A 15,619-nucleotide genomic window follows, 5' to 3' on the forward strand; every position below is an offset into this window, starting at 1 on the left:
GGTTACGCCTCGCCGAGGGTGGCGAGCCATTCCTTGACGATCCGCGCGGTCTCCGGAGCGTCGTCGCGCACCATGGAGAAGTGGTCGGCTTCCACGAGGCGCACCTCGGCCGTCGGGAACGCCTTGCTCTTCGTGTCCTCGGCCGCAGCGGCCGCGATGGCCTCCAAGGCGACGGTCTCCTGGGTGGCGCGGACGACCAGCACGGGGGCGGTCGTGTGCGATACCTCAAGTTGGCTGAGCAGGTTCATCCACCGTCCCATGCCGGACAGCCTGGAGTTCGTCATCCGCACCGGCGATTCCTCGTCGACCCGGAAGTTGTGGTGCATCAGCCTGTCGTAGTCGATCTCGTCCTCGTCGTCGTGCCGGATGCTGACCGAGTCCAGCAGCACCACCGCTGCGGGCTTGATGCCCCAGGTGGCCTCCAGCAGACCGGCGGCGGCGTAGGCGTAGGTACCGCCGGAGGAGTGCCCGGTCAGGATGAACGGGTTGCCGTCGCTCGCGCGCAGGGCGCTCTCCGCGATGGTCCTGACCGCGGTCATCACCGTGGTCGGTACCCGTTCCCCGGCGGCGAAGCCGACCAGGGGCAGCGCGCAGACGTGCCGTTCGCCCCGGAAGGGTGCGGCGAACCTGGCGTACTCGTGGACGCCGCCGTTGGCGGTGGGTGTGCTGACGCAGATCATCCGCGGTTCGGCGGGGCCTTCGGCGAGCGTGGTCGGCAGCGGCAGTTCCTCCAGTTCGGCTGTGTTCTCGAAGGTCTGGCGCAGGCCGGTCAGGGCCCGCAGCATGAGCCTGGCCTCCGGGAACTTGCCGTTGTCCATGGCGTCGAGGAACAGCCGCTCCAGCGAGTCGGGTTCCGGCCCGGCCAGGAGCAGGCTCCCCGCGGACGCGGAGCCGGCGAGTCCGGGCTGTACGGCGAATTCGCTGCGCAGCCGTGCGCCGAGGTCGGCGGAGGTCTTGGTGTCGAAGACCAGTGTCGCCGGCAGTTGCAGTCCGGTGGCCGTGGCGAGCCGGTTGCGCAGCTCGATCGAGGTCAGCGAGTCGAGACCGAGCTCGTAGAAGTCCCGGCGGGGCTCGATCTCCGCCGGGGACGCGTAGCCGAGGATGAGGGCGGCCTCGCCGCGGACGAGGTCGACGAGGTGGCCGACGCGCTCGCCTTCCGGCAGCTCCAGCAGTTGCTGGGCGATGGTGGCCGGGGTGCCGGACGTGCTCGTGGCGTTCGAGGCGGTCCGCCTGCTGTGGCGGACCAGGCCGCGGAACATCGGGGGAATCTCCCCCTGCGGCACCCGGGCGCCGGGGATCAGGCCCACCGCCATCACGACGGGCTCGACGTAGTCGCGAGCGCTGTCGAACAGTTCCATGCCCTCCTTGATGGAGACCGGCGCCATGCCGTTGAGCCGCATGCGCGCCACGGTGGCCTGGTTCAGCGATTCGGCCATGCCGCCGCCGTCCCAGTGGCCCCACACCAGCGACTGGCCCGGCAGGCCCAGGGCGGCGCGGTGCCGGACCAGGCCGTCGAGGAAGGCGTTCGCGGACGCGTAGTTGGCCACGCCCGGGGCGCCCAGCACGCCGGAGACGGAGGAGAACATGATGAACCCGGCCAGGCCGAGGTCCTTGGTGGCCTCGTGCAGATGCCAGGCGGCGTCCACCTTCGGGCGCAGCACCGGCGTCAGGCGCTCCGGAGTCAGCGCGGTCACCACGCCGTCGTCGAGGACACCGGCGAGGTGGACGACCGCGGTCAGCGGGTGCTCCGCCGGGATGGCGGCCAGGAGTCCGGCGAGCGCGTCCGGGTCGGCCGTGTCACAGGCCACGATCGTGGGCAACGCGCCCAACTCCCGCAGTTCCTCGGCGAGTTCGTCCGCCCCGGAAGCCTTCGGGCCGCTGCGGCTGACCAGCAGCAGGTGCCGGGTACCGTTCGCGGCGAGCCACCGGGCCAGTTCGATGCCGAGGCCGCCGGTACCACCGGTGATCAGTACGGTCCCCTCGGGGTCCCACTGCGACGGCCGTGTCTCGGCGTCGGTGGGCAGCCACGCCAGCCGCCCCATGAGCACCGCCTTGTCGCGCACGACGAACTGGGTCTCGCCGGAGGGCAGCAGGCCGGGCAGCGCCTCGACGAGCACCGCCAGGTCGCCGCCGTCACCGTTCTCGTCCAGCTCCTCGACGTCGGCCAGGACGAAGCGGCCGGGGTGTTCCGCGATCGTCGAGCGCACCAGGCCCCAGAGGGCGGAACCGGCCAGGTCACCGCCGTCCACCGCACCACGCGTCAGGAACACCAGCTGGGAGGTGGTGAAGCGCGCGTCGGCGATCCACTCCTGCGCCAGCAGCAGGGCCTGGGTCGTCAGCTCGTGCACGGCCGCCGGGAAGCCGTCCTGCGCGCGGGGCACGGGAACCACGACCAGGTCCGGGGTGCCCGTGATGTCGGCGAGTGAGGCGGTTCCCAGGGGCGCCAGGACGGTGCTCCGGAGATCGGGTACGTCCTCTGTGCGCGGTGCCGGGATCCACTCCAGGCGCAGCAGCCGGTCCCGCTGGCTGCGGACGGCCCGCTTGGGAGCTTCCGCCAGGGCGCGCAGTGTGAGGTGGCGCGCCGACAGGACGGGTTCCCCGGCGGCGTCGACCGCCGTGACGCTGACGGAGTCCGCACCGGTCTTCGTGATCCGTGCCCGTACCGCCGAGGCGCCGGAGGCGTGCAGCGACACGTCCTTCCAGGAGGCGGCGTAGGAGAGGCGCTCCTCGTCGCCCGCGCCGCTGAACGCGGTGCCGTGCAGGACCGCTTCGAGCAGTGCCGGGTGCAGGCCGAAGGACGGGGCGTCGGAGGCGAGGCCGTCCGGGAGTTCGGCTTCGACGAACGTGTCGTCGCCGCGGACCCAGGCCGCTTGCAGCCCGCGGAAGGCGGCGCCGAACTCCGTCCCGTCGTAGTAGCCGTCCACGTCGACGTCGGAGGCGTCGCGGGGCGGCCAGTCGGACGCGTCGAAGTCCGCGGTGTGCTCGCCGGTGGTGAGGGTGCCGGTGGCGTGCCGGGTCCACGGTTCGTCCGGTGTGGCCTGGGGCCGTGAGAAGAACCGGATCTGCCGGTCGCCCTCGTCGTCGGGGGCGCCCAGCCACACCTGGAGCACCAGGGCCGTGCCGTCGGTGAGCGCCAGCGGTGTGTCGAGGGCGAGTTCGGCGACGCGGTCGCAGCCGAACTGGTCGCCGGCCCGGACGGCCAGTTCGACGAAGCCGGAGGCCGGGAAGACGGCCGTGCCGCCCGCCACGTGGTCCTTGAGCCAGGGGTGGGTCTCCATCGACAGGCGGCTGGTGAACAGCATGCCGTCGCCGTCCGCCAGCGGCACCGCCGCGCCGAGCAGCGGGTGCTCGGTGGGCAGCAGACCCGCGGAGGTCACATCGCCCGCCAGTGCCCTGCGCTTCGGCCAGTACCGCTGGCGCTGGAACGGGTAGGTGGGCAGGTCGACGTGGCGGGCGCCGGTGCCGTCGAAGATCCTGGCCCAGTCCGCGTCGACTCCGGCGACGTGCAGCTGCGCCAGGGTGGTGAGCAGGGCCGTCTCCTCGGGGCGGTCCTTGCGCAGGGCGCTGACGGCGACGACGGCGCCGACACTGCCGTCGGTGCCATCCACGTTGTGCGGGACCATCCCGGTCAGTGCCCCGTCGAGGCCCAGCTCCAGGAAGGCCGAGACGTCCTCGGCGGCCAGGGTGCGTACCGCGTCGGCGAAGCGGACGGGCTCGCGGACGTTGCGGACCCAGTAGTCGGCGCAGCGCATCAGGTCGTCCGAGGCCCGTTCGCCGGTCACGGTCGAGACGAGGGGGATGCGCGGCTCCTGGTAGGTGAGGCCCTCGGCCACCTGGCGGAATTCGTCCAGGATCGGGTCCATCAGCGGGCAGTGGCCGGCGACCCGCACCGCCACCTGCCGCGTCTTGCGGCCCTCGGCGGCGAATGCCTCGGCGATGCGCTGTGTGGCGGGTCCGTCGCCGGCGATGACGACGGCCTGCGGTCCGTTGATCGCCGCGATCGAGACGCCGTCGACGAGCCGCGCGGTCGCCTCCTTCTCGCTCGCCTGGATCGCCACCATGATGGCGCCCTGGCCCTCAAGGGTGTTCATCAGCCGCCCGCGGGCGGCCGCCAAGGTGCAGCCGTCCTCCAGCGAGAGGACCCCGGCGACGTGCGCGGCGGCGATCTCTCCGAACGAGTGCCCGCCGACGAAGTCGGGGCGGACGCCCCAGGATTCGACGAGCCGGAACAGCGCCACCTGGATGGCGAACATGGCCGGCTGGGTGAACACGGTCCGGTCCAGCCGCTCGGCGTCGGTGAGCATCACCTCCCGCACCTCGTCGTCGAAGTGGGCCAGTACCGCGTCCAGTGCCTCGGCGAACACCGGGAACCGGTCGTACAGTTCGCGGCCCATCCCGACCCGCTGCCCGCCCTGGCCCGGGAAGAGCATCGCCAGCGAGCGGTCCTCGGCCGTACCGCGCGCCACCTCGTCCCCGGCCAGCAGCACCGCGCGGTGCTCGAACAGCGGCCGCCCGGTGGCCAGCGAGAAGCCCACGTCGGCCGACGCGAGTTCCGGCCGCTCACCGACCCAGTCCCGGAGCTGCCCGATCCCGTCGGCCAGCGCCTGGGGCGACCTGCCCGACACCAGCCACGGAACGGCCTGCGGCTCGACGGGCCGGGTGTCCCGGTCCGGCCGCTCGGCGCTCTCCGGTGCCTGTTCGAGGATGGCGTGGGCGTTGGTGCCGCTCATGCCGAACGAGGAGACCGCGCCGCGGCGCGGGCGGCCGGTGTCCGGCCAGTCGGTCTGCTCCGTGAGGAGCTTGACGTCGCCCGCCGTCCAGTCGACGTGCGAGGAGGGCGTGCCGATGTAGAGGGAGCGCGGCAGCACACCGTGCCGCAGCGACAGGACCATCTTGATGACGCCGGAGACGCCGGCCGCCGCCATGGTGTGGCCGATGTTCGACTTGAGCGAGCCCAGCATCAGCGGCTGTCCCTCGGCCCGGTCCTGACCGTAGGTGGCGAGCAGCGCCTGGGCCTCGATCGGGTCGCCCAGGGCCGTGCCGGTGCCGTGCGCCTCGACGGCGTCCACGTCGCCCGTCGAGAGCCCGGCGTTCGTCAGGGCCTGGCGGATGACGTGCTGCTGGGACGGGCCGTTGGGTGCCGTCAGGCCGTTGGAGGCGCCGTCCTGGTTGACGGCCGAGCCGCGGACGACGGCGAGGATCTCGTGTCCGTTGCGGCGGGCGTCGGACAGCCGCTCCAGGACGAGTACGCCCACACCTTCGGCCCAGCTCGTACCGTCGGCGTCGTCGGAGAACGCCTTGCAGCGGCCGTCCGACGCCAGCGCACCCTGCCTGCTGAATCCGGCGATGCTCATCGGCGTGGACAGCAGCGTCACGCCGCCGGCCAGTGCCAGCGAGCATTCGCCGCTGCGCAGTGCGTGGGCCGCCAGGTGGAGCGAGACGAGCGAGGAGGAGCATGCGGTGTCGACGGTGAGGGCCGGGCCCTCCAGGCCGAACGTGTAGGAGAGCCGCCCGGAGAGGACGCTGCCGGCGAGCCCGGTGCTGGCGTGGGCCTCGACGTCCTCGCTGGAGTTCATCAGGATGCTGCCGTAGTCGGAGCCGCTGGTGCCGACGAAGACGCCGGTCTCGGTGCCCCGCAGGGACACCGGGTCGATGCCGGCCCGCTCGATGGCCTCCCAGGAGGTCTCCAGCATCAGCCGCTGCTGCGGGTCCATCGCCATGGCTTCGCGAGGGGAGATGCCGAAGAAGGGGGCGTCGAAGTCGCCGAGGTCGTCCAGGAAACCGCCCCTGGACGAGGAACTGCGGCCCTGGTCGCCCTCCGCCCCGCCGAGCAGGGTCTCCAGGTCCCAGCCGCGGTCCGTCGGGAAGGCGGAGATGCCGTCGCGCCCGTCGACGACGAGCCGCCACAGGTCCTCCGGGGACCGAACATCGCCGGGCAGCCGACAGGCCATGCCGACGATGGCGACCGGATCGTCGGCGGACGCCGTGCTGATCGCGGCGGGGGCGTGAGCCTCGTCGTGCTCGTCGAGGAGGACGGCGATGAGGTGGCCGGCGAGTGCGGTGGGGTTGGGGTAGTCGAAGACGAGGGTGGCGGGCAGCCGCAGGCCGGTGGCCGTGGAGAGCCGGTTGCGGAGTTCGACGGCGGTCAGCGAGTCGAAGCCCAGGTCGTGGAAGTCCCGCCGGGTGTCGATCGCCTTGGCCGAGGCGTGCCCGAGCACGGCGGCGGCCTCGGTCCGTACGAGATCGACCGTGAAGGCGCTCCGCTCGTCCGGGGTCAGCTCCGTCAGTCGCCGGGTCAGTCGCAGGACCGCTTCGGTGTCGCCAGCGGAGACGGCGGCCGTACGGCGGGCGCCCTTCTCGCCGGAGTCGGCGAGGGTCAGCGTGGCGCCCAGCAGCGGGTGCTCCGCAGACCGAAGACCCGCACCGGTCACATCCCCGGCGAGGCCGGCAGGCCGGGGCCAGTACCGCTCGCGTTGGAAGGGATAGGTCGGCAGGTCCACACGGTGGGCGTCGGTACCCACGAACCACGCGGCCCAGTCCACCGCCACACCCATCACATGCAACCGCGCCAACGCCGTCAACAGCGCCAACTCCTCAGAACGGTCCTTACGCAACGCACTGACGAACACCGCAGCCTCGTCCGCACCATGCTGCGCCATCGCCGTCAACACACCATCCGGACCCAACTCCAAGAAGACCGACACACCTTCAGCCTCAAGCGCCCGCACACCATCCGCAAAACGCACCGTCTCCCGCACATGCCGCACCCAGTAATCAGGCGAGCACACCAACTCCCCGGAAGCGAGTTCCCCCGTCACGTTCGAAACGATCGGGATCTCCGGCGCCCTGAACGCCAGCCGCTCCGCGACCTTCCGGAAGTCCTCCAGCATCGGCTCCATCAACACCGAATGGAAAGCATGACTCACCGACAGCCGCCGCGACTTGTGCCCCTCACCCGCCAACTCCCCGGCCACCCGCAGCACCGCGTCCTCAGCCCCCGCGATCACCACCGCCTCGGGACCATTGACCGCCGCAACCGACACCCCGCCGACCAACCACGGCCGAACCACACTCTCAGCAGCCTCAACGGCCACCATCGCCCCACCCACCGGCAACGCCTGCATCAACCGCGCCCGCGCCGCCACCAACACACACGCATCCTCCAGCGACAACACCCCCGCCACATGCGCCGCCGCAACCTCACCAACAGAATGCCCAGCCACAAAGTCCGGACGCACCCCCCACGACTCCACCAACCGGAACAACGCCACCTCGAAGGCAAACAACGCCGGCTGCGTAAACCCCGTCTCGTCCAAACCCTCCACATCACCAAACATCACGTCCCGAAGCCCAACCTCGAAACGCTCCAACACCGCATCCAACGCCCCCGCAAACACCGGAAACCGGCCATACAACTCCCGACCCATCCCCACCCGCTGCGCACCCTGCCCCGAGAACAACACCGCGGTCTTTCCGGCCGTGTCCTCGGCGAAGCCGCGTGCTACCTCGACGGTCTCGTCGCCCTCGGACAGCAGTACCGCACGGTGCTCCAGGTGCGCCCGGGTGGTGGCCAGCGAGAATCCCAGGTCGATCGGCGACAGACCGGTCAGCGCGGTGATCTGCTCGCGCTGTGCGGCGAGCGCATCCTCGGACTTGCCCGATACCAGCCACGGCACGACCGCCGGCACAATCACCGGCGCGAGCTTCGGAGCGGTCTTCGGCTCACGGTCGCCCTGCTCGTTTTCGTCCTGCTCGGTCTCGTCCCGCTCGCCGGGTTCCTCGGCGAGCGGTGCCTGTTCAAGGATGACGTGGGCGTTGGTACCGCTGATGCCGAACGACGACACCCCGGCCCGCCACGGCCGGTCGGCCCTGGGCCACTCCCGGGACTCCGTCAGCAGTTCCACCGCACCGGATTCCCAGTCCACATGCGACGACGGCACATCGGCGTACAGGGTCTTCGGCAGGACGCCGTGCCGCAGTGCCAGGACCATCTTGATGAGTCCGGCCGCGCCGGCGGCCGCCTGCGTGTGGCCGAGGTTGGACTTCACCGAGCCGAGCAGCAGCGGGCGTTCGGGGTCGCGGTCCTGGCCGTAGGCGGCCAGCAGCGCCTGGGCCTCGATCGGGTCGCCCAGGGTCGTGCCGGTGCCGTGCGCCTCGACGGCGTCCACGTCCGAGGGGGAGAGACCGGCGCTCGCCAGGGCCTGCTGGATCACCCGCTGCTGGGACGGCCCGTTGGGGGCCATCAGGCCGTTGGAGGCGCCGTCCTGGTTGACGGCCGAGCCCCGTACGACCGCGAGCACGGGGTGCCCGTTGCGGCGGGCGTCGGAGAGGCGCTCGACGACGAGGATGCCGACGCCTTCGGACCAGCCGGTGCCGTCGGCGTCGTCGGAGAACGCCTTGCACCGGCCGTTCGCCGCCAGCCCGCCCTGCCGGGTGAATCCGGCGAAGCTCATCGGCGTCGACATCACCGTCACGCCGCCGGCCAGTGCCAGCGAGCACTCGCCGCTGCGCAGTGCGTGGGCCGCCAGGTGGAGCGAGACGAGCGAGGAGGAACACGCGGTGTCGACGGTGAGGGCCGGACCCTCCAGCCCGAAGCTGTACGAGAGCCGCCCGGACAGGATGCTGCCCGCCAGTCCGGTGCTGCCGTGGCCCTCGATGTCCTCGCTGGAGTTCAGCACGGCATTGATGTAGTCGACGCCGCTCGTGCCCACGAAGACACCGGTCCGGGTGCCCCGCAGGGAGACCGGTGCGATGCCAGCGCGCTCCAGTGCCTCCCAGGAGGTCTCCAGCAGCAGCCGCTGCTGCGGGTCCATCGCCACGGCTTCACGGGGCGAGATGCCGAAGAAACCCGCGTCGAACGAGGCGGCGTCGACGAAGCCGCCTTCGGCGGTGGCGCTGCTGCCGCCTCCCTCACCGCTGAGAATGTCGAGGTTCCAGCCACGGTCCGTGGGGAATGCCGAGATGCCGTCGCGACCGTCGTCCAACAACTGCCAGAGGTCTTCCGGTGAGCGAATTCCGCCCGGCAGCCGGCAGGACATTCCGACAACGGCTATCGGCTCCTGCTTGGCGGACTCGGCCTCCCGCAGCCGCTGGCGGGTCTGGTGCAAGTCGTTCGTGACCCACTTGAGGTAGTCGACGAGCTTCTTGTCGTTCGGCATGACGTGGAACCTTCCGTGTAAATGCGTGGGCCTGACTCAGAGTTCGCTCTGCCGACCGAGCTCGTTGTCGATGAAGGCGAAGATCTCGTCGGTGCTGGCGGATTCGATCCGCTCGGAGACCTCCTCTCCGTCCTCCTCCGCCGGGTTCCCGCGCCAGTCGTCCAAGATCTGTGCCAGGCGGCCGACGACGGCGGCCCTGGTACGGGCGTCGGGCTCGCTGACGGCGAGCGCGGAGCCGAGCCGTTCCAGCTCGGCGAGGAGGTCCGGACCCGTGGCGGACTCGTCCACTAGCTGCGAGACGAGGTGGTCGGCGAGTGCGACGGGGTTGGGATAGTCGAAGACGAGGGTGGCGGACAGTCGCAGGCCGGTGGCCGTGGAGAGCCGGTTGCGGAGTTCGACGGAGGTCAGCGAGTCGAAGCCCAGGTCGTTGAACTCCCGCCGGGTGTCGATCGCCTTGGCTGAGGCGTGCCCAAGCACGGCGGCGGCCTCGGTCCGTACGAGGTCGGTCATCATGCGCGTACGGTCCTCCGCTCGTGCCGCCTGTAGCCGGTGGCCGAGCGTTGTGGCCGCTTCGGCGCCGCCCGCTGCCGTACGGCGGGCGCCTTTGAACAGGCCCCGCAGCACCGGCGGTACGGTGCCGCGGCTCCGGGCGCCCGTGGTGACCGCTCCGATGGGGACGAGGTGCCCCCCGTCGATCGCGGTGGCGGCGTCGAACAGCGCCAGTCCCTGCTCGACGGTCAGCGGCGTGGCTCCGGCTGAGGCGATCCGCTGTACATCGACGTCCGACAGCGTGGCGGTCATGCCGCCGCTCGGGGCCCAGGCGCCCCAGGCGAGGGACTGGGCGGGCAGGCCCTGCGCCGTACGGTGGCGGGCCAGTGCGTCGAGGAAGACGTTGCCCGCGGCGTAGTTGCCCTGTCCCGAGGTGCCGAGTACGCCCGAGACGGACGAGTACAGCACGAACGCGGCGAGGTCGAGGTCCTTGATGGCTTCGTGCAGATGCCAGGCCGCGTCCACCTTCGGACGCAGTACGGCCGACAGCCGCTCGGGCGTCAACGACGCCACCACACCGTCGTCCAGGACACCGGCGGTGTGGATCACCGCGGTCAGCGGGTGCGCGGCGGGCACCGCGCCCACTGCCGCGGCCACCGCCGCCCGGTCGGCCATGTCGCACGCGAGGAGGGTCACCTCGGCGCCGTGTGCGGCCAGCTCCTCCTGTAGGTCGGTGGCACCAGGGGCGTCCGGGCCGCTGCGACTGACCAGCAGCAGGTGGCGCATGCCCCGCTCAGTCACCAGGTGCCGGGCGAGCTCGCGAGCCAGTCCCCCGGTACCACCGGTGATCAGCACCGTGCCGTCCGCAGCCCAGGCGCGCGGCAGGGTCAGCACGATCTTCCCGATGTGCTGCGCCCGGCTCATGAACCGGAACGCCTCCGGCGCCCGCCGCACATCCCAGGAGGTCACCGGCAGCGTCTTCAACGCCCCCTGCCCGAACAGCTCCAGCAGTTCGGCGAGCATCCCTCGCACCCGGTCGGGGCCCGCGTCGGCGAGGTCGAACGCCTTGTAACGCACCGGGGCGACGGCCCCGGGCTCACGGATGTCGGTCTTGCCCATCTCCAGGAAGTGGCCGCCCGGGGCGGTCAACCGCAGCGACGCGTCGACGAATTCGCCCGCCAGGGCGTTGAGGACCACGTCCACACCGCGGCCACCGGTCACCGCCCGGAAGCGCTCCTCGAAGTCGGTCGTGCGGGAGGAGGCGATGTGGTCGTCGGCGACACCCAACTCGCGCAGCGTGTCCCACTTGCCCTCACTGGCCGTGGCGAACACCTCGGCACCCAGATGCCGAGCCAACTGAATCGCCGCCATACCCACACCACCGGCACCGGCATGCACCAGGATCGACTGGCCGGACTGGAGATCTGCGAGGTCCCTCAAGGCGTAGAGCGCGGTCAGGAAAACCAGCGGCATCGAAGCCGCCTGCTCGGGCGTCCAGTTCTCGGGGATCCGGGTCAACAGCCGCTGATCGGTCACCGCGACCGGGCCGTAGCCGCCGAAGACCATGCCCGTCACACGGTCGCCCGGGTGCAGTCCGCGCACGCCGGGCCCCGTCTCGGTGACCACACCGGCCGCCTCGGCACCCAACAGCCCGGCCTCACCCGGGTACATGCCCAGGGCATTCAGAACGTCGCGGAAGTTGACGCCGGCAGCCTGCACCCGGATCCGGACCTGGCCCTCGGTAAGGGGCTCCAGGATCTCCGGGCAGGGAGCCAGGACCAGGTTGTCCAGGCTGCCCTTGGCTGCACTGTCCAGCCGCCACGGCACGTCGGCGGGCGGCAACAGCCCCGCACTGCTGCCGAGCCGGGCCAGGCGCGCCACCCGGAGAGCACCGTCGCGGACCACGAACTGGGCGTCGTCGGTGGCCAGCAGACCCGCCAGGTCCGCAAGCACCCCGGCCAGGTCTCCGTCCTGCCCGTCTTCGAGGTCCAGGAGCACGATCCGCCCGGGATTCTCCGACTGCGCCGACCGCACCAGACCCCACACCGCGCCCGCGGCCACATCCCGTACGGACTCGCCCTCATCGGCGGAGACGGCACCGCGGGTGACGAACACCAGACGTGACGTGGTGGATTCCTCCCGGCCCGCCCACTCTTGGAGCAGGCCCAGGACCCAGGAGGTGAGTTCGTGCGCCACGGCCGGCACATCATCGCCCGCACCACCGGACACGGGCACCACCACGAGGTCCTCGTCCCCCGTCAGGTCCGCCAGGGACGCGACCGACGCACCCACACCCAGCTCATCGGCGCCCAGGCACACACACCGGAGTTCGGCAGGCTGCACCTCGGGCGCCGCCACCCAGTCCAGCGACAGCAACGCGTCGTACTCCGCGCCGCGCTGCCCCGCCAACCGGCCGGCTCCGGGGGCCTGGTAGGTCCGCATCACCATCGCCTCGGCGGACAGGACGGGGGCGCCTTCGACGTCGACGGCCGCGATGGACACCGAGTCGTCACCGGTCTTCACCACCCGGACCCGCAGCACCGCCGCTCCCCCGGCATGCAGCGACACACCCCGCCAGGCGAACGGCAGGAAATCGTCGTGCTCGCTGCCGACCCCGGCCAGTCGGTGGGACTGGAGCACCGCATCCAGCAGCGCCGGATGGATCCCGAAGGACTCGGCCTCCTCGGCGGCCGGGGCCGGCAGCGCCACCTCCACGTAGGCCCCGGCCCCGTCCTCGCACTGCCACACCGAGCGCAGGCCCTGGAAGGACGGGCCGTACCCGGTCCCGTCGTAGAAGCCCTCCAGATCCACAGCCACCGCGTCCTGTGGCGGCCACACCTGGGAACCGAAGTCCGCGATCCGCTCACCACTGGTCAGGGTGCCGTGAGCATGCTGAACCCACGGCTGATCAGCGGATCCGTCAGCGGCTCCATCGGCCCGCGAGTACACCGAAATCGTCCGGGCACCCGCCTCGTCCGGAGCACCAACCAGCACCTGGACCTGTGCGGCACTCTCATCCGTGAGCACCAGAGGAGTCAGCAGCAGGAACTCCTCGACCCGGTCGCAACCGGCCTGGTCACCGGCGCGCATCGCCAGCTCCAGGAAGCCGGTGGCCGGGAAGAGAACGCTGCCCCCCATCCTGTGGTCGGCCAACCACGGATACGCCTGCAACGACAGCCTGCCCGTGAACAGCACCTCGCCGGAGTCGGCGAGGGTCAGCGTGGCGCCCAGCAGCGGGTGCTCCGCAGACCGAAGACCCGCACCGGTCACATCCCCGGCGAGGCCGGCAGGCCGGGGCCAGTACCGCTCGCGTTGGAAGGGATAGGTCGGCAGGTCCACACGGTGGGCGTCGGTACCCACGAACCACGCGGCCCAGTCCACCGCCACACCCATCACATGCAACCGCGCCAACGCCGTCAACAGCGCCAACTCCTCAGAACGGTCCTTACGCAACGCACTGACGAACACCGCAGCCTCGTCCGCACCATGCTGCGCCATCGCCGTCAACACACCATCCGGACCCAACTCCAAGAAGACCGACACACCTTCAGCCTCAAGCGCCCGCACACCATCCGCAAAACGCACCGTCTCCCGCACATGCCGCACCCAGTAATCAGGCGAGCACACCAACTCCCCGGAAGCGAGTTCCCCCGTCACGTTCGAAACGATCGGGATCTCCGGCGCCCTGAACGCCAGCCGCTCCGCGACCTTCCGGAAGTCCTCCAACATCGGCTCCATCAACACCGAATGGAAAGCATGACTCACCGACAGCCGCCGCGACTTGTGCCCCTCACCCGCCAACTCCCCGGCCACCCGCAGAACCTGGGACTCCTCCCCCGCGATCACCACCGCCTCGGGACCATTGACCGCCGCAACCGACACCCCGCCGACCAACCACGGCCGAACCACACTCTCAGCAGCCTCAACGGCCACCATCGCCCCACCCACCGGCAACGCCTGCATCAACCGCGCCCGCGCCGCCACCAACACACACGCATCCTCCAGCGACAACACCCCCGCCACATGCGCCGCCGCAACCTCACCAACAGAATGCCCAGCCACAAAGTCCGGACGCACCCCCCACGACTCCACCAACCGGAACAACGCCACCTCGACGGCAAACAACGCCGGCTGCGTAAACCCCGTCTCGTCCAAACCCTCCACATCACCAAACATCACGTCCCGAAGCCCAACCTCGAAACGCTCCAACACCGCATCCAACGCCCCCGCAAACACCGGAAACCGGCCATACAACTCCCGACCCATCCCCACCCGCTGCGCACCCTGCCCCGAGAACAACACCGCGAGCGAGCGGTCCGCCTCCGCACGGCCCCGGGCCGCCTCGGACAGTTCGCCGTCGGGGCACTGTGCCAGCAGCACGGCGCGGTGCTCGAAGACCGAACGGCCCGTGGCGAGCGAGCAGCCGACGTCCACCGGGGACGCCGCGCCGCTGACCGTGGAGATCCGCTCGATCTGGGCCGCCAGCGCCGGTTCGGACTTGGCGGACACCAGCCACGGCACGACAGCGGGTGCCACTCCCGGTTCGGTTTCCGGCTCTTCGGCCTGCTCCGGCTGCTCCGCCTGCTCGATGACGACGTGGGCGTTGGTGCCGCTGATGCCGAACGACGACACACCAGCCCGCCACGGCCGGTCGGCCTTGGGCCACTCCCGGGACTCCGTCAGCAGCTCCACCGCACCGGACGACCAGTCCACATGCGACGACGGGACGTCCACGTGCAGCGTCTGGGGCAGCACACCGTGCCGCAGCGCCAGGATCACCTTGATGATCCCCGCCACTCCCGCCGCGGCCTGCGTGTGGCCGAGGTTCGACTTCACCGACCCCAGCAGCAGCGGGCGTTCGGGGTCACGGTCCTGACCGTAGGCGGCCAGCAGCGCCTGGGCCTCGATCGGGTCGCCCAGCGGCGTGCCGGTGCCGTGCGCCTCGACCACGTCCACGTCCGAGGCCGACAGCCCGGCGCTCGCCAGGGCCTGCCGGATCACCCGCTGCTGCGACGGCCCGTTGGGGGCGGTGAAGCCGTTGGAAGCGCCGTCCTGGTTGACGGCCGAGCCCCGTACGACCGCGAGCACGGGGTGCCCGTTGCGGCGGGCGTCGGAGAGGCGCTCGACGACGAGGATGCCGACGCCTTCGGACCAGCCGGTGCCGTCGGCGTCGTCGGAGAACGCCTTGCACCGGCCGTTCGCCGCCAGCCCGCCCTGCCGGCTGAACTCCATCAGGGAACCGGGGGACGACATCACGTTCACGCCGCCGACCAGGGCCAGCGAGCACTCGCCGGCCCGCAGGGCGTGGGTCGCCGTGTGCAGGGCGACGAGCGAGGAGGAGCACGCCGTGTCGACGGTCACCGCCGGGCCTTCCAGGCCCAGCGTGTAGGACAGTCGGCCGGACGTGGCGCTGGCGGCGATTCCGGTGCCGATGTCGCCGGTGGCGTCGGCCAGCGAGCGCACCAGCAGGTAGGCGTAGTCCTGGCCGTTGGTGCCGACGAAGACACCGGTGCGGCTACCGCGCAGGGTGGTCGGGTCGATGCCGGCGCGCTCGATGGCCTCCCAGGAGGTCTCCAGCAGCAGCCGCTGCTGCGGGTCCATGGTGACGGCTTCGCGCGGGGAGATGCCGAAGAAGTCGGCGTCGAAGTCCCCCACGCCGTCGAGGAAGCCTCCTTCCTGGCTGACGGCGTTGCCGCGGGCGTCGACCCCGGCGTCCCGCAGGGCGTCCAGGTCCCAGCCGCGGTCCGTGGGGAACGCGCCGATCGCGTCCTTGCCCTCGGCCAGGAGCTCCCAGAGGTCCTCGGGCGACTGCACGCCGCCCGGGTACCGGCAGGCCATCGCCACGATCGCGATCGGTTCCGTGGCCGCGGCAACGAGCTTGTGGTTCTGTCGGCGCAGGTGCTCGGCTTCCTTCAACGAGGCGCGGAGGGCTGCGACGACGGTTTCACTGGATGTGGTCATGGTCCGCTCTT

Annotated in this window: 2 protein-coding genes; both read right to left on the reverse strand. The window is 71.2% G+C overall.

The features are described 5' to 3' along the window. Positions 1-2: 2 nt before the first annotated feature. Positions 3-9,158 carry an SDR family NAD(P)-dependent oxidoreductase gene (locus OHA17_RS03930; RefSeq protein WP_406504060.1) on the reverse strand — a complete coding sequence of 3,052 codons (9,156 nt, stop codon included), beginning with the start codon at positions 9,156-9,158 and terminating at the stop codon, positions 3-5. Between the two features lie 36 nt (positions 9,159-9,194). Next, entirely contained in the window at positions 9,195-15,608 is a 6,414-nt protein-coding gene (locus tag OHA17_RS03935) for an SDR family NAD(P)-dependent oxidoreductase (protein WP_406504062.1), read from the reverse strand. Positions 15,609-15,619 lie beyond the last annotated feature (11 nt).

Origin of the sequence: Streptomyces sp. NBC_00212 (assembly GCF_045206365.1) — a bacterium.
In the GTDB taxonomy this organism is placed as follows: Bacteria; Actinomycetota; Actinomycetes; order Streptomycetales; family Streptomycetaceae; genus Streptomyces.

Coding starts and splice junctions, on each gene's coding strand:
- OHA17_RS03935 (WP_406504062.1), bottom strand. CDS start 15,608: ATGACCACATCCAGTGAAACCGTCGTCGCAGCCCTCCGCGCCTCGTTG.
- OHA17_RS03930 (WP_406504060.1), bottom strand. CDS start 9,158: ATGCCGAACGACAAGAAGCTCGTCGACTACCTCAAGTGGGTCACGAAC.